At 74.1% G+C, this 26420-nt stretch carries 19 protein-coding genes; 16 read left to right on the top strand and 3 right to left on the bottom strand.

The features are described 5' to 3' along the window. Window positions 1–183 precede the first annotated feature (183 nt). The 6 genes from ACZ45Z_RS10055 to moeZ all read left to right on the top strand — a co-directional run bounded on the left by ACZ45Z_RS10055 (window position 184) and on the right by moeZ (window position 7080). A complete protein-coding gene (locus tag ACZ45Z_RS10055) occupies window positions 184–2196 on the top strand; it encodes a DUF3492 domain-containing protein (RefSeq protein WP_468359033.1) in 2013 nt (670 codons plus the stop codon). A gap of 207 nt (window positions 2197–2403) precedes the next feature. Further along, the gene (locus tag ACZ45Z_RS10050) at window positions 2404–2661 is read left to right on the top strand and encodes a hypothetical protein (RefSeq protein ID WP_468359030.1); all 258 of its coding nucleotides are present in this window, start codon (window positions 2404–2406) and stop codon (window positions 2659–2661) included. Next, window positions 2658–3827 (top strand): hypothetical protein, encoded by a 1170-nt coding sequence (locus ACZ45Z_RS10045; RefSeq protein WP_468359028.1) that lies wholly within the window; start codon window positions 2658–2660, stop codon window positions 3825–3827. The genes ACZ45Z_RS10050 and ACZ45Z_RS10045 overlap by 4 nt, the downstream gene beginning before the upstream one ends. 241 nt (window positions 3828–4068) lie before the next feature. Then, the gene (locus tag ACZ45Z_RS10040) at window positions 4069–5025 is read left to right on the top strand and encodes an NAD-dependent epimerase/dehydratase family protein (protein WP_468359025.1); all 957 of its coding nucleotides are present in this window, start codon (window positions 4069–4071) and stop codon (window positions 5023–5025) included. Beyond that, window positions 5013–5834 (top strand): spherulation-specific family 4 protein, encoded by an 822-nt coding sequence (locus tag ACZ45Z_RS10035; protein WP_468359022.1) that lies wholly within the window; start codon window positions 5013–5015, stop codon window positions 5832–5834. The genes ACZ45Z_RS10040 and ACZ45Z_RS10035 overlap by 13 nt, the downstream gene beginning before the upstream one ends. Before the next feature lie 67 nt (window positions 5835–5901). Next, window positions 5902–7080, top strand: coding sequence for an adenylyltransferase/sulfurtransferase MoeZ (gene moeZ, locus ACZ45Z_RS10030; RefSeq protein ID WP_468359019.1), 1179 nt, complete (start codon window positions 5902–5904; stop codon window positions 7078–7080). Window positions 7081–7166: 86 nt separating this feature from the next. Here the strand turns inward: moeZ and ACZ45Z_RS10025 are convergent, their stop codons facing one another. Beyond that, window positions 7167–7481: a hypothetical protein gene (locus ACZ45Z_RS10025; protein ID WP_468359016.1), complete on the bottom strand. Its 315-nt coding sequence runs from the start codon at window positions 7479–7481 to the stop codon at window positions 7167–7169. Between the two features lie 51 nt (window positions 7482–7532). Then, window positions 7533–10154 carry a lysylphosphatidylglycerol synthase domain-containing protein gene (locus tag ACZ45Z_RS10020; protein ID WP_468359774.1) on the bottom strand — a complete coding sequence of 874 codons (2622 nt, stop codon included), beginning with the start codon at window positions 10152–10154 and terminating at the stop codon, window positions 7533–7535. A 671-nt stretch (window positions 10155–10825) separates the two neighbouring features. Between ACZ45Z_RS10020 and ACZ45Z_RS10015 the strand changes: the two genes are divergently transcribed. The 5 genes from ACZ45Z_RS10015 (at window position 10826) to nudC (ending at window position 21939) form a co-directional block, all read left to right on the top strand. Continuing rightward, the gene (locus tag ACZ45Z_RS10015) at window positions 10826–11458 is read left to right on the top strand and encodes an MGMT family protein (RefSeq protein WP_468359013.1); all 633 of its coding nucleotides are present in this window, start codon (window positions 10826–10828) and stop codon (window positions 11456–11458) included. A 341-nt stretch (window positions 11459–11799) separates the two neighbouring features. After that, window positions 11800–15405, top strand: coding sequence for an ATP-dependent helicase (locus ACZ45Z_RS10010; RefSeq protein ID WP_468359010.1), 3606 nt, complete (start codon window positions 11800–11802; stop codon window positions 15403–15405). 117 nt (window positions 15406–15522) lie between these two features. Next, window positions 15523–19482 carry an ATP-dependent helicase gene (locus ACZ45Z_RS10005; RefSeq protein ID WP_468359007.1) on the top strand — a complete coding sequence of 1320 codons (3960 nt, stop codon included), beginning with the start codon at window positions 15523–15525 and terminating at the stop codon, window positions 19480–19482. A 10-nt stretch (window positions 19483–19492) separates the two neighbouring features. After that, entirely contained in the window at window positions 19493–20893 is a 1401-nt protein-coding gene (locus ACZ45Z_RS10000) for a dipeptidase (RefSeq protein WP_468359004.1), read from the top strand. Between the two features lie 110 nt (window positions 20894–21003). Then, window positions 21004–21939, top strand: coding sequence for an NAD(+) diphosphatase (gene nudC / locus ACZ45Z_RS09995; protein WP_468359001.1), 936 nt, complete (start codon window positions 21004–21006; stop codon window positions 21937–21939). A gap of 89 nt (window positions 21940–22028) precedes the next feature. On the opposite strand, the gene ACZ45Z_RS09990 is transcribed toward nudC, so the two are convergent. Beyond that, window positions 22029–22271 carry a mycoredoxin gene (locus ACZ45Z_RS09990; RefSeq protein WP_393896663.1) on the bottom strand — a complete coding sequence of 81 codons (243 nt, stop codon included), beginning with the start codon at window positions 22269–22271 and terminating at the stop codon, window positions 22029–22031. Window positions 22272–22572: 301 nt separating this feature from the next. Between ACZ45Z_RS09990 and ACZ45Z_RS09985 the strand changes: the two genes are divergently transcribed. The 5 genes from ACZ45Z_RS09985 to ACZ45Z_RS09965 all read left to right on the top strand — a co-directional run bounded on the left by ACZ45Z_RS09985 (window position 22573) and on the right by ACZ45Z_RS09965 (window position 26360). Further along, on the top strand, window positions 22573–24798 hold the full coding sequence (locus ACZ45Z_RS09985; RefSeq protein ID WP_468358997.1) for an ATP-dependent DNA helicase UvrD2: 2226 nt from the start codon (window positions 22573–22575) through the stop codon (window positions 24796–24798). Between the two features lie 144 nt (window positions 24799–24942). Further along, window positions 24943–25269, top strand: a complete 327-nt coding sequence (locus tag ACZ45Z_RS09980) for a hypothetical protein (RefSeq protein ID WP_468358994.1) — start codon at window positions 24943–24945, stop codon at window positions 25267–25269. 122 nt (window positions 25270–25391) lie between these two features. Beyond that, window positions 25392–25745 carry a WhiB family transcriptional regulator gene (locus tag ACZ45Z_RS09975; protein WP_026169602.1) on the top strand — a complete coding sequence of 118 codons (354 nt, stop codon included), beginning with the start codon at window positions 25392–25394 and terminating at the stop codon, window positions 25743–25745. After that, window positions 25742–26059 carry a hypothetical protein gene (locus tag ACZ45Z_RS09970; RefSeq protein ID WP_468358991.1) on the top strand — a complete coding sequence of 106 codons (318 nt, stop codon included), beginning with the start codon at window positions 25742–25744 and terminating at the stop codon, window positions 26057–26059. The genes ACZ45Z_RS09975 and ACZ45Z_RS09970 overlap by 4 nt, the downstream gene beginning before the upstream one ends. Window positions 26060–26162: 103 nt before the next feature. After that, window positions 26163–26360: a hypothetical protein gene (locus tag ACZ45Z_RS09965; protein ID WP_468358988.1), complete on the top strand. Its 198-nt coding sequence runs from the start codon at window positions 26163–26165 to the stop codon at window positions 26358–26360. The last annotated feature ends 60 nt before the right edge of the window (window positions 26361–26420 follow it).

Below are 26420 nucleotides of genomic sequence, written 5' to 3'. Positions count from 1 at the left end.
AAGCGAAACATACCCCACCCCCTCCCCCCCCCCACCCCCCCCCCTCCCCCCCCCGCCCCCCCCCCCCCCCCCCCCCCCCCCCCCCCCCCCCCACCGGCCCCTTTGCGTAGCTTCTTCCTGCAGGTGGCGACCGGCCGGGCCGCCGCGTCACGGACGCCGACAGGCAAGGACGGGGGTGCACTCATGCGCGTAGGACTACTCACCGAGGGTGGCTACCCATACGCGTCCGGTGAGGCGCGCGGGTGGTGCGACCGGCTCGTGCGCGGGCTCACCGGCCACGAATTCCAGATCTACGCCCTGAGCACCGGCGCCCACCAGGAAGGCCGCGGCCTGACCGAACTCCCGCCCCACGTACGGCTGGTGCGCACCGCACCCCTGTGGGGCGCGTTCCCCGAAGAACACCTCGGGCAGCCCGGCGACCGGCGGGGCCGCGCCGCCGGACGCCGCGCCCGGCGCCGCTTCGCCACCCACTTCGCCGACCTCGCGGCGGCCTGCGCCACCGTCCCCGCGGAGCGACCGCACCCAGGCGGGCAGCACCCCACCGCGGGCCCCGGGGCCGTTGAGGCGGACCGTTTCGCCGCCGGTCTCTACGGGCTCGCCGAAGTGGCCCGCACCGACGGCGGACTGCCCGCACTGCTCCGCTCCGAGGAGGCCGTACGCCTCCTGGAGCGGACCTGCCGCGGCCGCCGCGCCCTGCCCGCCGTCCAGAGCGCCCAGGTCAGCGACCTGCTGACGGTCGCCGAACACCTGGAACTCGCGCTGCGCCCGCTGTCGTTGGACTGGTACGGCGACGACCACACCGACGGCCTCGGCGCCGTCGACCTGTGCCACGCCGGCTCCGGCGGCGCGGCCGCCCTCCCGGGACTGCTGGCCAAACGCTTCTTCGGCACCCCGCTCCTGGTCACCGAGTACGGCGTACGGCTGCGCGAGCACTACCTCGCGCGCGCCGCCACCCCCCTCAGTGCCCCGGTGCGCGCCCTGCTGGCCGCCTTCCGGGGAGCGCTGGCCGCCGAGACCTACGCCCAGGCCGCGCTGATCACCCCCGGCAACCTCCACGCCCGGCGCTGGCAGGAGCGCTGCGGCGCCGACCGCGCCCGGCTGCGGACGGTCTACCCGGGCATGGACGCCGCCCGCTTCGCCGCGGTCCCCGACGCCGCGGCCGACGACTCCAAGACCCTGGTGTGGGTCGGCGACGTCGAACCGGCCAAGGACCTCGTCGCCCTCCTGCACGCCTTCGCGGAGATCCGCCGGAGCGAACCGGAGGCCGCCTTGCGGATCATCGGCGGGCCCGGGCGCGCGCCCGACGCGGCCGACTACCTCGCGCACTGCCGGGCGCTGGCCGCCCAGCTCTTCCCCGACGAGGCGGCCGACGCGCGCACCGTCGGCGACAACCCGGTCAGCTTCGAGGAGATCGGCTCTCCCGAGGTGCCGACCCTCGCGGACGCCTACGCCGCGGGCAGCGTGGTCGTGCTCTCCAGCGTGGTGGAGGGCTTCCCGCGCACCTTGGTGGAGGCGATGTTCTGCGGCCGAGCCACCGTCTCCACCGACGTCGGCGCGGTCTGCGAAGTCATCGGTGGCACCGGCCTGGTGGTCCCGCCGCGCAATCCGCGCGCGCTGGCCGACGCCTGCCGCGCGCTGCTGGACGATCCTCACCGCCGTGCCCGGCTCGGCGCGGCGGCCCGGGCCCGGGCGCTCGAACTGTTCACCGTCGAGCAGAATCTCACGGCATTTCGTGGCATCTACCTCGAACTCATCTCCCACGCCCCCGGCCGCCCCGGCCCGGAAGACGCGGACGGCGCGCCCCGGCCCTTCGCCCGCCCCGCCGAATCCCACGTCCCGGGCCGCTGGGCCGCCCCCCGCGCCGCCCTCGCGGTCGGCCGCACCCCGAGCTGGGCGACCCCGGAAGCGGAACACGCGGCGGTACGCACCGCCCGGGCCGCCGTGCCGCGCGAGACGGCGGACGGGGCGGCGGCGGCGCGCGCCGAGCCGGTGAGCGCGTACGGCGCCGAGCCGGTGAGTGCCTACGGCGGCGAGGCGGGCCGGGCGGGCGGTGACGGCGGGGAGCCCCGGGACCCGGCCGACGGCGACGGCGCACCGCGCGGCGGCGGCCGTGCGTGGGGCGCCGGTCGGGCGGCCGGTGTGGCCGTCGGTGCCGGGGCCCCCGTCGCCCGGCCCCACGACGGAGCCGGCGGATGACGGCCGGGCGCGGACGGCGGACCGCCACGTCCCCGGGGACCGCCGTACGGAACGGGAGGCGGGGGCGATGAGGCGGCGACGGCGAGGCGACGACGGACGGACACCGACGTACGGGTGCCGACGGCGACGGGGCGACCGCGCCGAGACGACGGCGACGAGGCGGACAGGGCGGATATGGCGGATGTGGCGAGAGGGAGTGGCCTGACGGTGCTGGCACAAGTGCTGGACGTGGTGTGCGCGATGGGTGTGGTGGGTGTGGCGATGGCGACCGGCATGACGGACGTCGCCGAGGGCGGCGTACGCGGCGCGGGCCGGTCCGGAGCCCGGTCCGGAGCCGGGTCCGAAGCCCGGCCCGCAGCCCAGGCGGGCCACCCGGCCGGCCGCCACCGGGCCCGTCCACCACGCCGGGGCACCCCGCCGACCCCCGCCCGCCCCGGCGCCGCGCAGGGAGGGCAGAAGGCATGACCACGCCCCGGACGCCCGGCCCCGCCGCACCCCCGCCCGCCCGTACGGCCCCCGCCCCGCGCCCCCCGCGCCGCGGCCCGGCCGACCCCGTGAAGGCCCTGATGCACCGGCACCGGGACCTGTGCGAACGCGCCGTCGACGCCCTGGAGATCGCCGCCGGGCTGGAGGCCCACGGCGTCACCGACCGCACCGCCGCCCGGTTCCGGCACCGCGACGTCTTCTCCCTGGCCGAAGAGCTCTACGCCCGCGTCCCGCGCGCCGAACAGGACCGCGGCGCCGAGCCCGCCCCCGAACCCGCCCCCTCCTCCCGCCTGGTGCGCGGGACCCTGCACCTGCTGCCCGGCGCCGTCTGCACCGCCACCTTCGCCGCCCTGGCCGCCGCCGACACCGCCACCCCCTTCGCCCGCCCCGGTACCGCCCTGGCCGGCGCCGTCCTCACCGCGCTCGCGCTGCGGCTGGCCGTGCGCTCCGGCCCCCTGCGCGCCCCGCACCCCTCCACCGCCCCCCGCACCACGGTCCTGTGGCTCTGCTGGACGACCGGCTACGCCGTCTACGGCGACTGGCTGCTCACCCAACTCCTCACCGGCGGCCCCGACCTGCCGTACGCCCACCCCCGCCCCGCCGTCGCGACGACCGTGGCGCTGGCCTTCGCCGTCGCCCCGGCGGCCTGGTGCGCGCACCGGTTCGCCGTCCGTGGCCGGCGCGGCCTGGCCGCCAGCCGCGGACTGGGCGAACTCGCCGCCCGGGTGCGGCCCGTGCTGGTGACCACCACCCTGCTCTTCCTCGCCACCCTCCTGCCGCTGCTGGCCGCCGCCCGCTTCCTCCTGGGCGCGGACGTGCGGGCGTGCGCGGCCACCGCGGCGCTGGGCGTCCTGCTCTTCCTCGCCCGGCTGCTGACCGTGCACGGCTTCCCCGGCGCCGCGGCCACCGGACTCGCCGCGGCCGCCGCCCTCGAAGCGTTCGCCGTGGCCACGGTCCTCATCGCCCGCCTCCCGGGCCTGACCGCCCTCGCCCGCCCCGTCGAGGCGCTGACCACGACGCTGGGACCGGCCGCGGTGCCCGCCACGGCCTGCGCGGCCGCCGCCCTCGGCCTGCTCGCGCACGGCCTGCGCGCCCTGACCGGCGCCCGCGCGCACGCACCCGCGGCGGAGGCGGACCGGCCGTGACGCACCCCACACCGTCCGGCCACCCTTCCGGACCCCCGCACCACGCACCCCACCCGGAGCGGCGCCCCGCCTCCGCCGCTCCGGCCGCTCCGCCGCGGACCCCACCCCCCACATGGCCCGCGCCCCCGGCGCGGACGCCGACGCCGCGGCGGCAGCCGACGTACCTGAACCGATCCGCCTTAGGAGCGCCAGAGATGAACGTCCACCGCACCACACGCCACGGGGACCGGGGGGTCGCACGATGAGGGTGCTGCTCATCGGAGCCAACGGATATCTCGGCCGCTACGTCGCCGACCGTCTCCTCGCCGACCCCGCCGTCCAGCTCACCGCCCTCGGGCGGGGCGACGACGCCGATGTCCGCTTCGACCTGGCCACCGGCAGCCCGGGCGCGCTCACCCGCTTCCTCGACGCCGTCCACCCCGGCGTCGTCGTCAACTGCGCGGGCGCCACCCGCGGCGGTGCCCGCGACCTGACCCGCCACAACACCGTCGCGGTGGCCACCATCTGCGAATCGCTGCGCCGCAGCGGCTGCGGTGCCCGCCTGGTGCACCTGGGCTGCGCCTCCGAGTACGGCCCCTCGCAGCCCGGCTCCTCCACCGCCGAGGACGCCGTGCCGCGCCCCGGCGGACCGTACGGCGTCAGCAAACTGGCCGCCACCGAACTCGTCCTCGGCTCCGGCCTCGACGCCGTCGTGCTGCGCGTCTTCTCCCCGGTCGGGCCCGGCACCCCGGCCGGCTCGCCCCTGGGCCGGCTCGCCGAGGCGATGCGCCGCGCCATGCAGAACGGCGACAGCGAACTCAAGCTCGGCGGCCTCGGCGTCCAGCGCGACTTCGTCGACGTACGCGACGTGGCGCGGGCCGTGCACGCCGCCTCCCTCTCCGCCGCGCAGGGGGTGGTGAACATCGGCACCGGCCGCGCCGTACGCCTGCGCGAGGCCGCCTCCGTCCTGGCCCGGGTCGCGGGCTTCGGCGGCTCCCTGCACGAGCTGGACTCCCCGCCCGCCCGGCTGGTCATCCCCGGCCCGTCCGCCGAACACCCGATGGGCACCCCGCCCGCCACCTACCCCTACCCGGACGGCTGCGGCACCTGGCAGCAGGCCGACGTGCGCACCGCGCGCGACCGGCTCGGCTGGCGGCCGCGGATCGGTCTGGAGGAATCCCTCGCCGACATCTGGATGGAGGCCGCATGTCGCATCTGATCGCTCCCACCGGCACCACCCGTGCCCCGGCCGGCGCCGGACCGCTCGGCGTCGGCGTCCCCGGCTTCGCCCATCCGCTCCTCGCGCCCACCGAATGGGCCGAGCTGCTGCGCTGCTCCCAGGGCTTCGTCCTGCCCTCCGGGACCGTCCGCGGCGGCTCCGGCCACGGCTACGTCGCGGTGGCGCCGGTGCACTGGGCGGTGCTCAACGTCTCCGGCGGGCCCGGAGGCCCCGGCACCCGCCCCGACCCGCACTGCATGCCCGCCGCCGCCCGGCTGCGCGAGACCGGCGTCCGCCTGCTGGGACACCTCGACACCCGGCACGGCGCCCGCCCCTTCGCCGAGCTGCTCTCCGACGCGCACCGCTACCTGGAGTGGTACAAAGTCGACGGCTTCTGGCTGGACCGCTGTCCCACGGACCGGACCCTGCTGCCCGAGATCCGGCGGATCGCCACCACCCTGCGGGCGCTCCTGGCCGACGCCTACGTCGTCTTCGGCCACGGCTCCCACCCGTATCCCGGCTATGCCGAGTCCGCCGACCAGCTCGTCACCTTCGCGGGCCCCTGGGTCGACTACCGCTGGTCCCAGGTGGCCGAGTGGACCGCCGACTACCCGCCCGAGCGGTTCTGCCACCTCGTCCACGGGGTGCCCAGGACGCATCTGGAGGAGGCGCTGCGCATCGCCCGCTGGCAGGGAGCCGGCACGGTGTACTTCACCGACCGCCGTGACCAGGGCGGAGACGCCTGGGAGTCGCTGCCCGGCTACTGGGACGAATTCGTCTCGCGCATCGGAACGGGTGTCTCGGAATGAAGAAGGGCGTGGCAGTGTTACTGAGAACTGTACTGAGATACCGACCAACCCCTTGTTGAGGTCATCCGTGTCGCTGCCACCCCTGGTCGAGCCAGCTACTGAGCTCACCGTCGACGAGGTCCGCAGGTACTCCCGCCACCTGATCATCCCGGATGTCGGGATGGACGGGCAGAAGCGGCTGAAGAACGCCAAGGTGCTGTGTGTCGGCGCCGGCGGCCTGGGCTCGCCCGCGCTGATGTATCTGGCCGCGGCCGGCGTCGGCACCCTGGGCATCGTGGAGTTCGACGAGGTCGACGAGTCCAACCTCCAGCGCCAGATCATCCACAGCCAGGCGGACATCGGCCGCTCCAAGGCCGCGTCCGCCAAGGACTCCGTGCTGGGCATCAACCCGTACGTCACGGTGAACCTGCACGAAGAGCGCCTGGACTCCACGAACGTCATGGAGATCTTCGCGGACTACGACCTGATCGTGGACGGCACGGACAACTTCGCCACCCGCTATCTCGTCAACGACGCCTGCGTGCTGCTGAACAAGCCGTACGTCTGGGGCTCGATCTACCGCTTCGACGGCCAGGCGTCGGTGTTCTGGAGCGAGCACGGTCCCTGCTACCGCTGCCTGTACCCCGAGCCCCCGCCGCCGGGCATGGTTCCCTCCTGCGCCGAGGGCGGCGTGCTGGGCGTGCTCTGCGCCTCGATCGGCTCCATCCAGGTCAACGAGGCCATCAAGCTGCTCGCGGGCATCGGCGAGCCGCTGGTCGGCCGCCTGATGATCTACGACGCGCTGGAGATGACCTACCGCCAGGTCAAGGTCCGCAAGGACCCCGAGTGCGCGGTCTGCGGCGAGAACCCCACCGTCACCGAGCTCATCGACTACGAAGCCTTCTGCGGCGTCGTGTCCGAGGAGGCCCAGGAGGCGGCGGCCGGCTCGACGATCACTCCCAAGCAGCTCAAGGAGTGGATCGACGCCGACGAGAAGATCGACATCATCGATGTCCGGGAGCCGAACGAGTACGAGATCGTCTCGATCCCCGGCGCCCGCCTGGTCCCCAAGAACGAGTTCTTGATGGGCACCGCCCTCCAGGACCTGCCGCAGGACAAGAAGATCGTCCTGCACTGCAAGACGGGCGTCCGCTCCGCCGAGGTCCTCGCCGTACTGAAGTCCGCGGGCTTCTCCGACGCGGTGCACGTCGGCGGCGGCGTCATCGGCTGGGTCAACACGGTCGAGCCGGAGAAGCCGATCTACTGATCACCCCTCGCACCCCTCACAGGGCGCCGGTCCACCACGGACCGGCGCCCTGTCGCATGCGCGGCGCGGCGCGAAGGGCCAGGGGGTCAGGCGTGCTGGAGGAGCGACGCCACCACGAGAAACAGCGCGAACGAACCCGCGGCGCCGACCTTGCCCCAGGTCACGAGGCGCGGCCGGCCCTTCCGCCGGCCGTACGTCCGGACGACCAGGCCGGTGTACACGGCGACCAGGTCCAACACGGCCAGCCACACTCGCGTCCCCGTGACGACGGAGAGACAGACGAACACCCAGGGCATCAGCAGAGCCAGTCCGAACAGGATGTGAGTGAAGTGCCTGCTCTGCCGGCGCAGCATCGCGTCCGCGGGGCCGAGCGGTTCCAGCTCCGGTAGTTCGGGATGCACAGGTGCTCCTTTCGTTCGGCGGCCGCTCTGATCTCGCCCTTGCGGGTCAGGTCAGATCTCGCCCTTGCGGGTCAGGTACGTGAAGGCCAGCCAGCCCGGGAGTACCGGGAGCCAGAACACCATCAACCGGAACAGCAGCACCGCGGGGAACGCCGTGTCGCCGGTGAGGCCCGCGAACGTCAGGGCGCCGATCAGCGCGCCCTCCACGGCGCCCACGCCGCCCGGTGTCGGTGCCGCCGAGCCCAGGGCGTTGCCCGCCAGGAAGGCGACCGCGATGCTGGCGTAGCTGATCTGGTCGCCGCCGCCGAACGCCCGGATCGACGCGTCCAGGCACATCACGTTCGCCGCCGTCAGCAGCAGCATCCCGCCGATGCCGGTGATCAGCTTTCGGGGCCGCTGAAGAATGTCCAGCATCCGGGGCACGACCCCCGCGAACAGCGAGCGCACGCGCGTCGAGACGAACTTGCGCAGCGCCGGCACCGCCGTGACGACCAGCACCAGTACGGCCACGGTCAGCAGCCCGGCGATGACCGTACGGGACGGCGAGATCTGCGGCGTCCGTTCCGTCCCCGTCAGATAGCCGAAGGTCAGCAGCAGCAGGACGTGACTACCCAGCCCGAAGAGCTGCGAGGCGCCGACACTGGCCACCGCCAGCCCCGGGCGCACCCCGGCCCGCTGGAGGAAGCGGGTGTTGAGCGCCACCCCGCCGATCGCCGCGGGCGCCACCAGCTTCACGAAGTTGCCCGCGATCTGCGCGATGACCGTCCGCACGAACGACACCTTCTCGGTGACGAAGCCCAGCAGGCTCATCGCCGCCGCGATGTACGTCAGCGCCGAGAAGAACATCGCCACCAGCACCCACACCCACTGCGCCTCGCTGATCACATCACCGAGGTTGAAGTCGGTGAGCTGCGAGAGCAGCAGATACACCGCGAACGCGCCGGCGATCCAACTGATCAGGATGCGCGGACTGAGCCGCTCCAGACGCGCCGGTTCGATCACCGCCGTCGGACGGATCAGCAGCACCTGCTGCCGGATCTGGGAGAGCAGATCCTCCTCGCGGGCCTCCGCCGTCGCCTCGTCCAGCGCCCGCTTCTCGGCGTTCTTCTCGGCGTTCTTCTCCGCCCGCAGCGTCTTGCGGTCCTTGGGACCCGCCGCCGCCAGCGCCTCCCGCGCCTCCTTGGCGGCCTCCGACGCCGCCAGCACCGCCTCCCGCTCCCGCTTGGAGCGCTCCCGCGCCAGTTGCCGCAGCGTCGCGCGGGTGGTGCGGCTCAGCGCGATCGGCTGCAACAGCGGCAGGCTGTCCGCGACCGCGTCCGGGCCCAGCACCTCGACCGCCGCGGCGACCGCCCGCTCCGCCCCGACCCGCAGCCCGAACGTCGTCAGCAACTGGGCGACGTCCATCCGCAGCACCAGGTCACCCGCCGCGATCTCCCCGCCGCGCAGCTCCGTCAGAACGATGTTGCCGGAACGATCCACCAAGAGGGCGTCGCCGACCAGCCGGCGGTGCGCGATCCGCCGCGACTGCAACGCCCTGACCTGCTGCCAGGCACTGTGCATCAGCGGGTCGGTGATCTCCTTGTCGGCCAGCGAGTCCAGCGTCCGCCCGCCGACGTGCTCGTACACCAGCATCACCGCGTCCGGCCCGAGCTCGGAGGTCGCGATCAGCTTCGGGGCCCGCGCTCCGGCCGCGATGGCCGCGTACGCGAGCAGGGCCTCCTGCTCCAGGGCCTGCCGCAGCGACTGCAGACTGCGCCGCTGGTTGATGCCGCGCAGCGACAGCCGCCGCCACACGCGGTAGAAGAAGCCCTGCGCCTGCTGCTCGCGGTCGACGACGGTGACGTCGATGGGCGGGCCGTCCTCCAGCGTGACGATGTAGCGGCGGCCCCGGTCGGTGTGGTCGGGGTGGGTGGCGTCGGCGTGCTCGGCGTCCTCGGCGCGCATCGCGCTGACCGGGTGGAAACCGACCCGCCGCAGCCTCGCCAGGAGGTTCTGGCCGGTGGGGCGGACGTTGGGGGAGCCGACGGCGTAGAGCGTGCCGAACGCGACGGTCCAGCCGATCAGCACGGTGGTGACGATCGCGAAGGGGGTGGTGTACCGCCCGACGAGTACCGCGAACGCGTCCAGCAGCAGCACGCCCCACATCGCGACCCGCCAGCGCGGGCGCCGCGACATGCCCACCGCCGTCATATAGGCGATGACCGGCGCGAGATAGCTGTGGACGGGCGCGGACAGCGCGCCGTTCTCCAGCGGGCGGGTCAGCGCCACCCGGATGGAGGCGGGCGCCGCCTCCGCGACCCACAGATCGGTGGCCAGCGACACGCCGTGTGCCAGGACCGCCGCGAGCACACCGTCGGCGATCCGCAGCCCGTCCCGCTTGATCAGCCGCTCGACGGCGAACGCCACCGGCACGATCAGCACCGCGACGCTGGACGTCAGACCCGCGACGTTGATCAGCAGCCGGGGCGTGGCCCCCGCGCCCTTGCCGATGTCGTTCGCCAGGCCCTGGGTGGTGCCGTGGGCGAACGTGGCCAGCGCCAGGACCAGCGCGATCCCCGCGATGCCGAGCAGCAGCCGGAGCAGGTCGGCGGGGCGGTGCACGCGGGCGGGCAGCAGCGGCTCGTCACCGGAGACCCGGTCGACGTGGAACTCGCCGCAGCCGTCGGGCGCCAGGTCCTCGCGGTGCGAGCCGGTCCGGGGCGCGCCGGTGCGGGGCGCGCCACCGACGGGACCGGCAGCGGCCGCGTCCGGCTCGCGCTGGTGCTCCGGGGATCGGGGCTGCTGCTCCTGCTCCGGGGACGGGGGCTGCCGCCGCTCCTGCTGCCGGTCCTCGTCCTCCTCCTGCCGCTCGCGTGGCTCGGGCTCCGTGGGCCCTTCCGGCCTCTCGGACGCCTCGGGTCGTTCGGCCTTCTCGATCGTGCTCGCCTTTTCGGTAGCGGAAGCCGTGGCCGACTCCCGTTGGTGCTTCCCCTGTCGCGCCGCCCGCCGCTCCTGTGATCGCCCGGTCCGTGCGGTCGTCTCCGGAGCGCCGCCGCGCGCGTCGCCGGCCAACGCCTCAGGGGCGCCCGCCTCCCGTGGAGGCACCGCACCCTGCTGCTCAGCCGTCTCTTCTTGATCTCGTATCACCAGTCACCGTCCGGAAGATGGTGGCACGGCCGACCGGTGGAGGAGGGCATCAGGGTGCATTTCGGGGACGCGGGGAGCGGAACGTCCGCTGCCGCGCGCGGCCGACCGCCCCTGGTGGCACGGCCCCCGGAGGGCGCCGAAGCCGCTGCCGCGCCGGTGGCCGGAAGCCGTTGTCGGTGGGGTGCGGCAGGATGGACCGAATGAGTGGGACCGACCGAATGAGTGGGACCCGGGACGCGGCGGAGACCAGGCCGGCGGCGGAGACAGCAGGGGCGGCGGAGGCGGCGGGAGCGGCCTCCGGTGTCTCCGGTGTCTCCGGCGCGTCCGGTGCCGTCGAGCAGGCCGGGTGCGGCGTTCTGCCCGAGTACGCCGCTCTGCCCGAGTACGCCGAGCGGGTGCTGGCCGTCGCCGAACTGATCCCGGCCGGCCGCGTGATGACCTACGGCGACGTCGCGGAGTGGCTCGACGAGGGAGGCCCGCGCCAGGTGGGGCGCGTGATGGCGCTCTACGGCGGCGCGGTGCCCTGGTGGCGGGTCGTCCGCGCGGACGGCACGCTGCTGCCCGGCAGCGAACAGCGTGCGCTCGCCCACTACCGCGAAGAGGGCACGCCCCTGCGCCTCGCGTCCCGGGCCGCCGAGGGCCATATACCGCGGCTCGATATGCGGCGGGCTCGATGGGACGGTCGGGAGGGCGGAGGTGGCGGGGCGGATGACGGCGGGGCGTGGGACGAGGGAGCGCGGGACGGCGGCTCGTACGACGCCGGGCCGCGCGGCGACGGCACGCATCACGACGGCACGCACGGCGGCGGCACGCATGACGAACGGCCCCCGGGCACCCGGGAGCGCACCTGAGAGCCGGCCGATCGGCGGCGCAACGTCCAGCACGATCGGCGGCACAACGTCCAGCACATCTCCCAGCATCGCTCGCCCGCGTAGCCTTGCGGGCCGGGCGCGTGCTTCTCCATGGGTGGGACGTGCTGCGGGCCGCGCGCCGCCTGGCGTAGCGTCGGGCACCGCCGCGGCGGCGGGTACGCACAACGAGGAGCGCGACCCCGATCTCGGCCGGAGCCGCAACCGCGCCCGCGGCCTCACGCGCTCCACCGCCCGCAGCACGCCCCGCACCACCACAACCACCACGACCCGCATCACCCTCAGCTCCACCACCCGCACCACCACCAGGACCGGCGATCCACGTGAGCACCTCCTTCTCGGCCACCACGCCGACGCAGGCCCACCGGGCGGCGCGGCGCGGTGCCTCCGGCGCGTACCGCCTCGTGCGTACCCCGCCCGGGCCGGTGGGCGCTCCCGTCTTGGACGCGGCACAGCGCGCCGTGGTTGACCACCGGCAGGGCCCCCTGCTCGTCCTGGCCGGGCCCGGCACCGGGAAGACCACGACCCTCGTCGAGTCGGTGGTACGCCGGGTGCGCGCCGGCGGCGACCCCGAGCGGATCCTGGTCCTCACCTTCAGCCGCAAAGCCGCGGTCGAGCTCCGCGACCGCCTGGCGGCCCGCCTGGGCACTCCGGAAGGCCCGGCAGGCGGGAGAGACGGGGGAGACGGGAGAGGTGGCAGCGGCCCGCGGCCCGCCGTCCCCCAGGCCACGACCTTCCACTCCTTCTGTTATGCCCTGGTCCGCGCCCACCAGGACGCCGACCTCTTCGCCGACCCGCTGCGCCTGCTTTCCGGCCCCGAACAGGACCTCGTCGTCCGCGAGCTGCTCGAAGGACAGGCCGAGCTGGCGGCCGCCGGCCGCGCCCAGGTCAGTTGGCCCGACGACCTGCGGGCCTGCCTGACGACCCGCGGCTTCGCCGACGAGGTCCGCGCCGTCCTGGCCCGCAGCCGCGAACTGGGCCTGGGCCCGGACGCCCTCGCCGCCTTCGCACGGCGCACCGGACGGCCCGACTGGGGCGCCGCGGCCGCCTTCCTCGCCGAATACCTCGACGTCCTCGACGCCCAGGGCGTCCTGGACTACGCCGAACTGGTGCACCGCGCCGTCCTCCTCGCCGAACGCGGCGACGTGGCCACCGAACTGGCCGGCGCATACGACGCGGTCTACGTGGACGAGTACCAGGACACCGACGCCGCCCAGGTACGGCTGCTGCGGGCCCTGGCCGGCAACGGACGCGTGGCGGGCGCACCGGGCAGCCCGGGCCGCACCCTCGTCGCCTTCGGCGACCCCGACCAGTCGATCTACGCCTTCCGGGGCGCCGACATCAACGGCATCCTCGACTTCCCCCAGGCGTTCCCGCGCGCCGACGGCACCCCCGCCCCGGTGCACGTCCTGGGCACCTCCCGGCGCTCGGGCGCCGCCCTCCTGGCGGCCACCCGGCTGCTCACCCGCCGGATGCCGCTCACCCGCCTGCCGGCGCGGGCCGTCCGCGCCCACCGCGAGCTGGCACCCGTACGGGACGGCGGCCGCGTCGAGGCGTACACCTACCCCACCGCGGGCGCCGAGCTGGACAACATCGCCGACCTCCTGCGGCGCGCCCACCTGGAGGACGGCGTGCCCTGGGGCGAGATGGCCGTCCTGGTGCGCGCCGGCGGCCGCTCGCTGCCCGCCGTACGCCGCGCGCTGACCTCCGCCGGCGTACCGCTCGACATCGACGGCGACGACCTGCCGCTCCGCCACGAACCGGCCGTGGCCCCGCTTCTGGCCGCCCTCCGCGTGGCAGCGGGTGCGGCGGTACGGACGACGACGGGGACGGCAGCAGGGGCGGCACCGGCGACGGCACCGGCGACGGCACCGGGGGCTGAGGCCGCGGGGGCTGTCGGGCTCGCTGGGACCGCCGGGGCGGCTTCGGACACGGAGGGCCGCGAACCGGGCGTCGACTGCCCCGACCCCGACAGCACCGACGGGGACACCCCCGCTCCGGCCCCCACGCCCGACGACGCGACGGCCCCCGGCGCCCCGGCCACCCTCCAAGAGATCGACACCGAGACCGCCGTAGAGCTGCTCACCTCCCCCCTCGGCGGCATGGACTCCGCCGACCTGCGGCGCCTGGGCCGCGCGCTGCGTGAGGAGGAGCGGGCCGCCGGACGCACCATGCCCCGGCCCTCCGACGAACTGATCGCCCAGGCCCTCGCCGAACCGGAGCGCCTGGTCGCGCACGACCCCGCGTACGCCCGGGGCGTCCAGCGGCTGGGCCTGCTGCTGCGCAAGGCCCGCGAACTCCTCGCCGGCGGCGGCACCGCCGAACAGGCCCTGTGGGAACTGTGGGACGGCACCCCCTGGCCGCAGCGCCTGGAACGCGCCGCCCGCCGCGGCGGCGCCGCGGGCCGCAACGCCGACCGCGACCTCGACGCCGTCGTCGCCCTCTTCGAGACCGCGGCCCGCGCGGAGGAGCGCACCGGTGGCCGCGGCGCCCTCAACTTCCTCGAAGAGATCGACGCCCAGGACATCGCCGCCGACACCCTCACCCGCCGCGCCGTCCGCCCCGACGCCGTACGCCTGATGACCGCGCACCGCTCCAAGGGCCTGGAATGGCGGCTCGTGGTCGTCGCGGGAGTACAGGAGGGCCTGTGGCCTGACCTTCGCCGGCGCGGCTCCCTCCTGGAAGCCGACCGGATCGGCCGGGACGGCCTGGCCGAACCGCTCACGCCCGGCGCCCTCCTCGCCGAGGAACGCCGGCTGTTCTATGTGGCCGCCACCCGCGCCCGTGAACGCCTCGTCGTCACCGCCGTCAAGGCCGCCGCCGACGACGGCGACCAACCCTCCCGCTTCCTGAGCGAACTCGGCGTCGAGCCCCAGGACGTCACCGGCCGCCCCCGCCGCCCCCTGTCCGTCGCCGCGCTGGTCGCCGAGCTGCGCGCCACCACCGTCGACCCGGCGGCCACCCCCGCCCTGCGCGCGGCCGCCGCCGAGCGGCTGGCGAAACTCGCCGCCCTGCACGACGAGGACGACAAGCCGCTGGTGCCCGCCGCCCACCCCGACAACTGGTGGGGCCTGTACGAGCCCACCCACAGCGCCGTCCCGCTGCGCGACCGCGACCGGCCCGTGGTCCTCTCCGGAAGCGCCCTCGACCAACTGGCCCGCACCTGCTCCCTCCAGTGGTTCCTGGGCCGCGAGGTCAAGGCCGACGCGCCCGCCACCGCCGCGCAGGGCTTCGGCAACGTCGTCCACGTGCTCGCCGACGAGGTCGCCTCCGGCCGCACCCCCGCCGACCTCACCGTCCTGATGGAACGCCTGGACTCCGTATGGGACGCCCTCGCCTTCGACGCCCCCTGGAAATCCCGCCAGGAGAAGGACAACGCGCGCGCCGCCCTGGAACGCTTCCTGCGCTGGCACGTCATGGACCGCCAGGCCCGCGGCCGCGACACCGTCGCCACCGAGCAGCCGTTCGACGTCACGCTGGAAGCCGGCGCCTACCAGGTCCGTATCCGCGGCAGCATGGACCACATCGAGCGGGACGCCCAGGGGCGGGCCTACGTCGTCGACTTCAAAACCGGCAAGCAGAAGCCGACCGGCCCGGAAGTCGCCCGTCACCCCCAGCTCGCCGTCTACCAGCTCGCCGTCCGCGAGGGCGCCGTCGACGACGCCTTCGACGGGCGCACCCCGGAACCGGGCGGCGCGGAGCTGGTCCATCTGCGCCTGGGGGCGCCCCGCAAGGAAGGCGGCGACGCGCTGCCCGCGGTTCAGGCCCAGGAGCCGCTGGAGGGGGAGTGGGTCGGCGACCTCCTCGCGACCGCCGCCGGCCGGGTCCTGGAGGAGCGCTTCACCCCCACCACCGGAACCCACTGCACCCACTGCGCCTTCCGCGCTTCGTGCAGTGCCCAGCCGGAGGGCCGGCACATCGTGGAGTGACGGCCGGTACGCGGCGGTGTGACGGCCGGCACGTCGCGGCGCCCGCGGGACGGGCCGCCGCCGGGCCCCCGCACCGCCCGGCGTCGATTGTCGGTGCCGCCCGTTACGGTTTCCGATGTGTCCGCGCATCTCACCGACCCCGAGCAGCTCAAGGAGCTCCTCGGCGTCCCGTTCACCCCGGAGCAGATGGCGTGCGTCACCGCGCCGCCCGCCCCGCAGGTCATCGTGGCCGGCGCCGGATCGGGCAAGACGACGGTGATGGCCGCGCGCGTCGTCTGGCTGGTGGGCACCGGCCAGGTGGCACCCGAACAGGTCCTCGGGCTGACGTTCACCAACAAGGCGGCTGGCGAGCTGGCCGAACGCGTCCGCGCGGCCCTCCTCGCCGCGGGCGTCACCGACCCCGAGCCCTTCCCCGACGCCGCCTCCGGCCCCGGCCCGGGCGCGGACACACCCCCCGGCGAGCCCCGGATCTCCACCTACCACGCCTTCGCCGGACAGCTCCTGAAGGACCACGGCCTGCGCATCGGCCTCGAACCCAGCGCCCGCCTCCTGGCCGATGCCACCCGCTTCCAGCTCGCCGCCCGCGTCCTGCGAGCCGCCCCCGGCCCCTACCCGGCCCTCACCACCTCCCTGCCCTCCCTCGTGGAGGACCTCCTCGCCCTCGACGGCGAACTCGCCGAGCACCTCGTCGACCCCACCCGGCTCCGCGACCACGACCACGCCCTCCTCACCACCCTCGACGGCGTCCGGCTCACCAACGCCGACCTGCGCAAAGTCCCCGACACCGCCCGCGGCCGCCTGGAACTCCTCGACCTCGTCGCCACCTACCGCGCCGAGAAGCGCCGCCGCGACCTCCTCGACTTCGGCGACCAGATCGCCCTCTCCGCGACCCTCGCCACCACCCGCCCCGACGTCGGCCGCCTCCTGCGCGAGGAATTCCGCGTCGTCCTCCTGGACGAATACCAAGACACCTCCGTCGCCCAGCGCCTGCTCCTGTCCGGCCTCTTCGGCGCCGGCACCGGCCACGCCGTCACCGCCGTCGGCGACCCCTGCCAAGCCATCTACGGCTGGCGCGGCGCTTCCGTCGCCAACCTCGACGACTTCCCCGACCACTTTCCGTTCGCCGACGGCACCCCCGCCCGCCGCTTCGCCCTCAGCGAGAACCGCCGCAGCGGCGGCCGCCTCCTCGACCTCGCCAACGGTCTCGCCGCCCCCCTGCGCCAGATGCACGCCGGCGTCGAGGCGCTCCGGCCCGCCCCCGGCGCCGAACGCGACGGCACGGTGCGCTGCGCCCTGCTGCCCACCCACGCCGAAGAGCTGGCCTGGCTCGCCGACTCCCTCGCCCACCTGGTCCGCACCGGCACCCCATCCGGTGAGATCGCCGTCCTGTGCCGTACGGCCGGTGACTTCGCCCGGATCCAGGGCGAACTGGTCGCCCGCGACGTCCCCGTCGAGGTCGTCGGCCTGTCCGGCCTGCTCCACCTGCCCGAAGTCGCCGACCTCGTCGCCGTCTGCGAAGTCCTCCAGGACCCCACCGCCAACGCCTCCCTCGTCCGCCTCCTGGTCGGACCGCGCTGGCGCATCGGCCCCCGCGACCTCGCCCTCCTCGGCCGCCGCGCCCGCACCCTCGTCCACCACCACGCCGCCCCGTCCGACGACCCCCAGCAGCGGCTCGCCGAAGCCGTCGAAGGCGTCGACCCGGCCGAAACCCTCTCCCTCGCCGACGCGCTGGACACCTTCCTGGAGGCCGACGGCCCCGACGACGGCCTGCCCTTCTCCGCCGAGGCCCGCGTCCGCTTCGCCTACCTCGCCACCGAGCTGCGCGACCTGCGGCGCTCCCTCGGCGACCCCCTCATGGACGTACTCCACCGGGTCCTGGCCGCCACCGGCCTCGAAGTCGAGCTGTCCGCCTCGCCGCACGCCCTCGCCGCGCGCCGCCGCGAAACCCTCGGCACCTTCCTGGACATCGCCGCCGGCTTCGCCTCCAAACAAGGCGGCGCGGCCCTCGACGGCGACGCCACCCTCCTGGCCTTCCTCGGCTTCCTGCGCACCGCCGCCCGGCACGAAAAGGGCCTCGACACCTCGCTTCCCGGCGGCGACAACACCGTAAAGGTCATGACGGCCCACAAATCCAAGGGCCTGGAATGGGATGTCGTCGCGGTGCCGGGCCTGGTCGCCAAGCAGTTCCCCAGCGAGCAGTCCCGAGAGTCCTGGATCACCCAGCCCAAGGTCCTGCCGCACGGCCTGCGCGGCGACGCGGCCACCCTCCCCGACGTCGAGGAATGGTCGAGCCGCGGCCTGAAGGATTTCAAGGAGGCGATGAAGCACCACCAGGAGACCGAAGAGCTCCGCCTCGGCTACGTCACCTTCACCCGCCCCCGCTCCCTGCTGCTCGGCTCCGGCCACTGGTGGGGCCCCAACCAGAAGCGTCCCCGAGGCCCCTCCGCCTTCCTCGACGCCCTGCGCGTCCACTGCGAAGCGGGCCACGGCGAGATCGAGGCCTGGGCCGACGCCCCCGAGGACGGCGCGGAAAACCCCGCCCTGGCCGAGGCCGCCACCGAACAGGCATGGCCCCTCCCGCTCGACCCCACCGCCACCGCCCGCCGCCGCGCCGCGGCCGCCACCGTCCGAGCCCACCTCGCCCACCATCGCCGCCCCACCTCCCTCCCGGACGAGCCCTCCACCCCCTCCACCCCCTCCGCCCCCGAGTCCCCCCTGTTCGCCCACGACCCGGACTGGCCCCCGCCCCCGGAGGACGACCTGGACGCGGCGTACGACGGAGCGCTGGACGTTGCGTACGACGGCGACCTGGGCGCGGCGTACGACCGCGACCTGACCGCGGTGTTCCACGGCGACTTGGAGGCGGCCTACGACGGAGCGCTGGACGCGGCGTACGACGAGGGCGAGCCGGGCCCGGGCCCGGAGCAGGAGACGGACTCGCCCCCGGAGCCGGAATTCGGTGATGGCTCTGAGCCGGAGTACGGCGACGGCTGGTCCCCCGGGCCCTCGGCCGCGCCGCCCGGGCCCACCACACGCGCCAACCTCGCCTCTGCCGACACGCCCGCCGCCCCCCGCCTCCACATCGTCGCCCAGCGCTCCGCCCCTCCCGGCCCGCCCGCAGACCCGCCGGCGGATCCGTCCGGCGACCCGTTCGGCGACCCGTCCACCGCCCCGACAGCCGATCCGTCGGCCGGCCGGGCCGTGCCTCTCGGCCCCACGGACCCCCTCAGCCCCACAAGCCCCCTCAACCCCACGGGCCCCACTGACAACACCGGCCACACCCACCACACCCACCACACCCACGACGCCGACCACACCCACGACACCACCCCTCTCGCCCTCCTCCCCGAGGAACGCCGCACCGTCGGTTCCTGGGACCGCGACCTCGACACGCTCGCCGCCGAACTGCGGCGGTCCCGCGCCACCGTGCGCGACGTCCCGCTCCCGGCCTCCCTCACCGCCACCCAACTGCTCCGCCTCGCCGCGGACCCCGACGGCTTCGCCCGCGAGCTGGCCCGCCCCATGCCCCGTCCGCCCCAGCCCGCCGCCCGTCGCGGCACCCGTTTCCACGCCTGGGTCGAATCCCGTTTCGAGGAACTCACCCTCCCGCTCATCGGCCCGGACGAGCTGCCCGGCGCCGAGCCCGACGGCCCCGGCGAAGACGCCGAGATCGTCGACGAACGCGACCTCGAAGCCCTCAAGGAAGCCTTCGCCCGCACGCCCTACGCCCACCGCACCCCCTTCCGCGTCGAAGCCCCCTTCCAGCTCACCCTCGCCGGACGCGTCATCCGCGGCCGGATCGACGCCGTCTACAAGGAACCCGGCCCCGACGGCCACCGCTTCGAGATCATCGACTGGAAAACCGGCCGCACCACCGGCGCCGACCCGCTCCAGTTGGCCATCTACCGCCTCGCCTGGGCCGAACGCCACGGCCTGCCCCCCTCCGCCGTCGGCGCCGCCTTCCTCTACGTCCGCACCGGCGAAATCGTGCGGCCCGCCCGACTGCCCGGCCGGGCCGGACTCGAACGCATCCTGCTCGGTGAGACCGCCGACGGCGCACCCCCCGAAGGCCGATAGGCTCGGCCGTATGAGCACCACCCCGGACAGCGCCGTCCGCGCGTACATCGCCGGCCACCGCGAGGCATTCCTCGACGACCTCGCCGACTGGCTGCGCATCCCCTCCGTTTCGGCCGACCCGGGTCGCGCCTCCGACGTGCGCCGCAGCGCCCAATGGCTGGCCGCGAAACTCGCCGAGACCGGCTTCCCGACCACCGAGATCTGGGAAACCGACGGCCTGCCCGCCGTATTCGCCGAATGGCCCTCCGGGGACCCCGCCGCGCCGACCGTGCTCGTCTACGGTCACCACGACGTGCAGCCCGCGGCCCGCGAGGACGGCTGGCACACCGACCCCTTCGAGCCGCAGACCCTCGACGGCAAGCTCTACGCTCGCGGCGCCGCCGACGACAAGGGCCAGGTGTTCTTCCACACCCTCGGCGTCCGCGCGCACCTCGCCGCCACCGGCCGCACCACCCCCGCCGTCAACCTCAAGCTGCTCATCGAAGGCGAAGAGGAATCCGGCTCGCCCCACTTCCCCGCCCTGATCGAGAAGCACGCCGACCGCCTGGCCTGCGACGCGGTGATCGTCTCCGACACCGGCATGTGGTCGAAGGACACCCCGACGGTCTGCACCGGCATGCGCGGCCTGACCGACTGCCAGATCGACCTCTACGGCCCCGACCAGGACATCCACTCCGGCTCCTTCGGCGGCGCCGTGCCCAACCCCGCCACCGAAGCCGCCCGGCTCGTCGCCGCCCTGCACGACACCGACCGGCGCGTCGCCATCCCCGGCTTCTACGACGGCGTGATCGAGCTCACCGACCGCGAACGGGAACTCTTCGCCGAGCTGCCCTTCGACGAAGCAGAGTGGCTGCGCACCGCCCGCTCCCACGCCACCCTGGGCGAGGCCGGCAGCACCACCCTCGAACGCCTCTGGGCCCGCCCCACCGCCGAGGTCAACGGCATCGGCGGCGGCTACCAAGGCCCCGGCGGCAAGACCGTCGTGCCGTCCACCGCCCAGCTCAAACTCTCCTTCCGCCTGGTCGCCGGCCAGGACCCGCAGGCCGTGCAGCGGTCCGTCCGCGACTGGGTCGCGGCCGGCCTCCCGGCCGGCATCCGCCACGACATCACCTTCTGGGGCGCCACCCGCCCCTGCCTCACCCCGCTCGACCACCCCGCGCTCCAGTCCGTCGTCCGGGCCATGGGACGGGCCTTCGGCCAGAAGATCCGCTTCACCCGCGAAGGCGGATCCGGCCCCGCGGCCGACCTCCAGGACGTGCTCGGCGTGCCGGTGCTGTTCCTCGGCATCTCCATCCCCTCCGACGGCTGGCACGCCCCGAACGAGAAGGTCGAACTCGACTTGCTGATGAAGGGCGTCGAGACCGCCGCCCACCTGTGGGGCGACCTCGCGGAGAACTGGCGCACCGCTTGACCCGCGCTCTCCCCCGTAGCCTCAAGGCCACGGGAGGCGCCCCCATCACCGGACCGTTTCGCGCCCGTACGCAGCGACCACCCACGCCATAGGGGGAGTTGGAAACAGCAGTGACCACCTGGACCGAGCACAGCACCGACCGGCCGCTCACCTTCAGCGCACCGAGCGGAATCGACCGCTCCGCTCACCACCGCCTCGACGAGGCGTGGCTCGCGGCGGCCTGGAGCCACCCGACGACGCGCGTCTTCGTGGTGTCCGGCGGCCAGGCACTGATCGACGACACCCCCGACGGCCGCACCGAACTGATCATGACGCCGGCCTTCGAAGCGCCGATGACGGAGGCGCACCGCTACTACCTCGGCACCGACGACGACGGCGTCAGCTACTTCGCCCTCCAGAAGGACGCCCTGCCCGGCCGCATGGACCAGTCCGCGCGCCCGGCCGGCCTGCGCGAGGCGGGCCTGCTGCTCTCGCCGCGCGACGCCGGGCTGCTCGTCCACGCCGTCGCCCTGGAGAACTGGCAGCGCCTGCACCGCTTCTGCTCGCGCTGCGGCGAACGCACCGTCATCGCCGCCGCCGGCCACATCCGCCGCTGCCCCGCCTGCGGCGCCGAGCACTACCCGCGCACCGACCCGGCCGTGATCATGCTCGTCACCGACGAGGAGGACCGCGCGCTCCTCGGCCGGCAGGTCCACTGGCCCGAAGGCCGCTTCTCCACCCTCGCGGGCTTCGTGGAGCCCGGGGAGTCCATCGAGCAGTCGGTGGCCCGCGAGGTCTTCGAGGAGGCCGGCGTCGTCATCGGCGACGTCGAATACGTCGCCAGCCAGCCCTGGCCGTTCCCCTCCAGCCTGATGCTCGGCTTCATGGCACGGGCCACCTCCTCCGAGATCCAGGTGGACGGTGAGGAGATCGAAGAGGCCCGGTGGTTCTCCCGCGAGGACCTGCGTGCCGCGTTCGAATCCGGCGAGGTCCTGCCTCCGTACGGCATCTCCATCGCCGCCCGCCTCATCGAGCTCTGGTACGGAAAGCCGCTGCCCAAGCCGTGACGCGGGCCCACGCGCAGGGCCGCCGACCGGATCCGCGGAGCGGAATCGGCCGACGGCCCTGGGAAGCCGCGGGAAAAGCCTCGGCTCGGTCAGGCACCGACCTTCTGCTTGACCTGCGCCAATGACGGGTTGGTCAGCGTCGAGCCGTCCGGGAACAGCACGGTGGGCACCGTCTGGTTGCCGCCGTTCGCCTTCTCCACGAACGCCGCGGACTCCGGGTCGGTCTCGATGTTGATCTCGGTGTACGCGATGCCCTCGCGGTCCATCTGGCCCTTCAGCCGACGGCAGTAACCGCACCAGGTCGTGCTGTACATCGTCACAGTGCCCGCCATGCTCCCGCGCTCCTTCGAGTAAGTCGTGATCCAACGAAGCCCCGCGCCACAGCCGACGCGAGGACAAGGACCACAACGCCCACCACTTCCGGACCATTCCCGTTCCCCCTCGTGAGGCCGCCGATGTGGGGTGTGCCACCCCCCGCCCGGGCTCTTCCCGGCTTCTCCGGCCTGTTCAGCGTCCCCGGCCTCGCCCGCCGCCGGGCGTGGATCTCCCCAGCCGCCCGGATTCATCGGACCGGAGCCGGACGCCTGTGGACAACTTTCCCGACCGCCTCAGCGGACCTGGCAGCATGGCGGGGTGACAGCAGCAACGGACTCCTCTCTTTTCCCGCAGGTCCCCGACTCTCCCGACGCGGTGCTCGACGGGCTCGACCCCGAGCAGCGCGAGGTGGCGACGGCCCTGCACGGTCCGGTGTGTGTGCTGGCGGGTGCCGGGACGGGCAAGACCCGGGCGATCACGCACCGGATCGCGTACGGCGTGCGCGCGGGCATCCTGCAGCCCGCCAGCGTGCTCGCTGTCACCTTCACCGCCCGCGCGGCGGGGGAGATGCGCGGGCGTCTGCGGCAGCTCGGCGCGGGCGGGGTGCAGGCCAGGACGTTCCACTCGGCGGCCCTGCGCCAGCTTCAGTTCTTCTGGCCGAAGGCCGTCGGCGGTGAGGTCCCCCGGCTGCTGGAGCGCAAGGTCCAGCTCGTCGCGGAGGCCGCCGCCCGCTGCCGCATCCGCCTGGACCGCAACGAGCTGCGCGACGTCACGGGCGAGATCGAGTGGTCGAAGGTCACCCAGACCGTGCCCGCCGACTATCCCGCCGCGGTCGCCAAGGCCGGCCGGGAGGCCCCCCGCGACCCGTCGGAGATCGGGCAGATCTACGGCACGTACGAGCAGCTCAAACGCGACCGCGGCACCATCGACTTCGAGGACGTGCTGCTGCTCACCGTCGGCGTCCTCCAGGACCGGCACGACATCGCCGACCAGGTCCGCTCGCAGTACCAGCACTTCGTCGTCGACGAGTACCAGGACGTCAGCCCGCTCCAGCAGCGGCTGCTCGACCTGTGGCTGGGCGACCGCGACAATCTGTGCGTGGTCGGTGACGCCAGCCAGACGATCTACAGCTTCACCGGCGCCACCCCCGACTACCTGCTGAACTTCCGCACCCGCCACCCCCAGGCGACGGTCGTCAAACTCGTCCGCGACTACCGCTCCACCCCCCAGGTCGTCCACCTCGCCAACGGCCTCCTTTCCCAGGCCAAGGGCCGGGCGGCCGAACACCGCCTGGAGCTGGTCTCGCAGCGCGCGGCCGGGCCCGAGCCCGCCTACGCGGAGTACGCCGACGAGCCGGCCGAGGCCGAGGGCACCGCCCGCCGCATCCGCGACCTGATCGCCTCCGGAGTCCCCGCCGGCGAGATCGCGGTCCTGTTCCGTATCAACGCCCAGTCGGAGGTCTACGAACAGGCACTGGCCGATGCCGGGGTGCCCTACCAGTTGCGCGGCGCCGAACGGTTCTTCGAACGGCCCGAGGTGCGCGAGGCGGGCATCAAACTGCGCGGCGCCGCCCGCTTCGGAGCCAACGACGCGCTGCTCGACGACGCCGTCGACCTGCCGTCCGAGGTACGGGCGGTGCTCAGCGACATGGGCTGGACCGGGGAGCCGCCGGCCGGATCCGGTGCGGTGCGCGACCGCTGGGAGTCCCTGGCCGCCCTGGTGCGCCTCGCCGAGGACTTCGCGCGGGCCCGTCCCGCCGCCACCCTCGCCGATCTGGTCGCCGAGCTGGACGAGCGCGCGAGCGCCCAGCACGCCCCCACCGTTCAGGGTGTGACGCTCGCCTCACTGCACGCCGCCAAGGGCCTGGAGTGGGACGCCGTTTTCCTGGTCGGTCTCACCGAGGGCATGATGCCGATCACCTACGCCAAGACCGACGAGCAGATAGAAGAGGAACGCCGGCTGCTGTATGTCGGCGTCACCCGCGCCCGGCTGCATCTGGGCCTGTCGTGGTCCCTGGCGCGCTCGCCCGGCGGTCGGGCCTCCCGCCGCCCCAGCCGGTTCCTCAGCGGCCTGCGGCCCGGCTCCGCGGCGGCGGCCGGGCGCGGTACGGCCGCCGGTGGCGTCGGCGGCGTCGAGCGCGGTGGTGCGGCGGCGGGCGCGGGCCGTCGCAAACGGCGCGGCCCGACCCGCTGCCGGGTCTGCGGCAAGACGCTGACGGACGCGGGCGAGATGAAGCTGATGCGGTGCGAGGACTGCCCCTCGGATCTCGATGAGGCGCTGCACGAGCGACTGCGGGACTGGCGGGCCCGGCAGGCCGCCCTGCTGAGCCAGCCCGCCTACTGCGTGTTCACCGACAAGACGCTGATGGCCATCGCGGAGACGGTGCCGGGAACCGAATCGGAGCTGGCGAGCATCTCAGGAGTCGGGCGGCGCAAGCTCGACCGCTTCGGCAGCGATGTGCTGGCTCTCTGCGCCGGTGAGGAGCTCGCCGGGGCATCGGAGGGGGACGGCCAGGACGCCACGGAAAACTCGTCGGAAAAATAGTTTGCGCGCGCGGAGCGCATCCCCATAGCCTTCGGAAGCACGGAGACAACGGGCCTTTCGAGATCCGATCAATCCGTGCTGTACTTGAACACCCCCTGGACCGGGATTCCCGGTCCACCGAGACGCCGAGAGGAGGCGAGCCCAGTGATCAGCATCATCGAGACCAACAAAATGACCGATCTCTCGGTCGTCGCCCCCTGCACGCTCGGCTCCTCGCTCCTGGGCACCGGTCTGTCCGGCTTCGGCCGCCTCTTCGGTACCGAGGTCGCGCGTCCCGAGTTCCTCGTTGTCCCGACGGTCAGCGAGCGCACCGCGCGACCGACCGAGGCACCTGCGGTAGCAGCAGCGGCGGCACAGGCAAATGCCTGCGCCTTCGAGGCGGCCAATGGTGCCGGAGCCCGGAAGCAGTACCAGACCAAGCATGAAATGTGGGCCTACCGCGGCCACGAACCCTGGAGAGATCCAGCCTGATCGGCACGATCAGGTCGGCGCCTTCCAGGGCCGCGGAACCCACACCGGGATCCGCGGCCCTTTTGTTTTGCCAAACGCGCCCAGCCACCAGCCGGGCCGACACAGACGAGGAACACACCACCGTGCAACTCCAGACGCACACCCCGTCCGTAGCGACCGACCTGATCCCTCCGCCCGACCCTCAGGAGAACTCCTTGCTGCCCCTCACCGAGCTCGACGACGAGATCGACCGCCTCGGCGCCGCTGTTCCGTGCCGTACCTACGACCCCGAGGTCTTCTTCGCCGAGTCCCCGGCCGACGTCGAGTACGCCAAGACCCTGTGCCAGACCTGCCCCGTCCGTGAGGCATGTCTCGCCGGAGCCAAGGACCGCCGTGAGCCGTGGGGCGTCTGGGGCGGCGAGCTGTTCGTCCAGGGTGTCGTCGTGCCGCGGAAGCGTCCGCGTGGCCGTCCCCGCAAGAACCCGGTCGCGGCATGAACACCATCGGCCCAGGAACGATCGACCGTCCCGTCACACGGGATCCCCAGAAGCAGGACCCAACGATGAAGCCCTCTTTCACCGAAACGCCCGCGCCCGCGAACCCCGGTGCGACCGAGTCACGTCAGAACAGGAACCTCGAAATGCAACTCATCCCAGAAGCTCTGGCGCGTGCGCATATGCATGAACGCCTCCAAGAGGCCGAATCGGAACGCAGGGCTCATCGGCTCGCCACCGCGCGCCGCATGCAGCGCCGCGCCGAACGTGCCTCGCTGCGCGCCCGCCGGGCGCTGGCCATGGCCGTGATGCAGTAACACCGCACAGCCGCTCCGCCAACCGAAGGGGTCCGTCCGACAGGGCGGGCCCCTCGGTGCGTTGCCTTCCCCCACACGCGGCGGGCGGGGCTATCGTCGGACGGTGGACGGAAAGACGGACGAACAGCCGGACTTGCCCGCCGAGACCACGGTGTGCGCCCGCTGCGGCGCGGTCGCCGAGGGCACACCGCTGACCTGGACCTGCTTCGTCGAGAACGGCGCCCGCCGCTACCTCTGCGACAGATGCGCCCGGGAAAACCTCCGCGCCATCGAGGGGCGCCTGGATTCAAGCTGGTGGTGAGCCCAGGGGCCCCGGTCGGCTCCGGGCCCCCGGTCCCGCGCGGCGTCACGGCGCTAGCGG

The sequence above is a fragment of the Streptomyces sp. NPDC031210 genome (assembly GCF_055570395.1).
This window is presented reverse-complemented; position numbering and strand designations above follow the sequence as displayed.

Coding starts and splice junctions, on each gene's coding strand:
- ACZ45Z_RS10055 (WP_468359033.1), top strand. CDS start 184: ATGCGCGTAGGACTACTCACCGAGGGTGGCTACCCATACGCGTCCGGT.
- ACZ45Z_RS10045 (WP_468359028.1), top strand. CDS start 2,658: ATGACCACGCCCCGGACGCCCGGCCCCGCCGCACCCCCGCCCGCCCGT.
- ACZ45Z_RS10040 (WP_468359025.1), top strand. CDS start 4,069: ATGAGGGTGCTGCTCATCGGAGCCAACGGATATCTCGGCCGCTACGTC.
- ACZ45Z_RS10035 (WP_468359022.1), top strand. CDS start 5,013: ATGTCGCATCTGATCGCTCCCACCGGCACCACCCGTGCCCCGGCCGGC.
- ACZ45Z_RS10015 (WP_468359013.1), top strand. CDS start 10,826: ATGAGTGGGACCCGGGACGCGGCGGAGACCAGGCCGGCGGCGGAGACA.
- ACZ45Z_RS10000 (WP_468359004.1), top strand. CDS start 19,493: ATGAGCACCACCCCGGACAGCGCCGTCCGCGCGTACATCGCCGGCCAC.
- ACZ45Z_RS09990 (WP_393896663.1), bottom strand. CDS start 22,271: ATGGCGGGCACTGTGACGATGTACAGCACGACCTGGTGCGGTTACTGC.
- ACZ45Z_RS09970 (WP_468358991.1), top strand. CDS start 25,742: ATGAACACCATCGGCCCAGGAACGATCGACCGTCCCGTCACACGGGAT.